General features: G+C 68.5%; 1 protein-coding gene. It reads left to right on the top strand.

Annotated elements, in window-relative coordinates:
* Positions 1 to 676 (top strand): IS21 family transposase (gene istA / locus AC3A6J_RS27995; RefSeq protein ID WP_487863270.1); only part of this gene is annotated, 676 nt, incomplete at both ends.

The raw sequence follows: 676 nt of genomic DNA, 5'->3' as shown, positions 1-676 counted from the left end.
GCCGGCTGGACCGCCCCTCGCACTACGTGCTGCCCGACTATGGCCGCGTGCACCAGGAGTTGAGGCGCAAGGGCATGACCCTCATGCTGCTGTGGGAGGAGCACGTCGCGGCCCACCCCGGGCAGCCGACCTACCGCTACAGCCAGTTCTGCGAGCGGTATCGGCGCTATGCACTGCGCCTGAAGCGCTCGATGCGCCAGATCCACCGCGCCGGTGAGAAGCTCTTCGTCGACTACGCCGGCCCCACGGTCGAGCTCGTCGACGGGAGCCGCGCACACATCTTCGTGGCCGCGCTCGGCGCCTCCAGCTACACCTTCGCCTGGGCGACACCGCGCGAGACCATGGCCGACTGGCTCGAGGGCTGCGCGCGTGCCCTGAGCTTCTTCGGCGGCGTGCCGCAGCTCATCGTGCCGGACAACCCGCGCGCGATGATCGCGAACCCCAACCGCTACGAGCCTCGGGCCAACGACACGGTGGAGGACTTCGCGCGGCACTACGGCACCTCGGTGCTGCCGGCAAGGCCGCGTCATCCGCAGGATAAGGCGAAGGTCGAGTCGGCCGTGCAGGTCGTGGAACGTTGGATCCTGATGCGCCTGCGTCACCAACGCTTCGCGGCCGTCGACGATGTCAACGAGGCGATCGAGCCGTTGCTGGTCAGGCTCAACGACAAGCCCTT

This window comes from Variovorax sp. Soil_C_39 (genome assembly GCF_057656815.1).
This window is presented reverse-complemented; position numbering and strand designations above follow the sequence as displayed.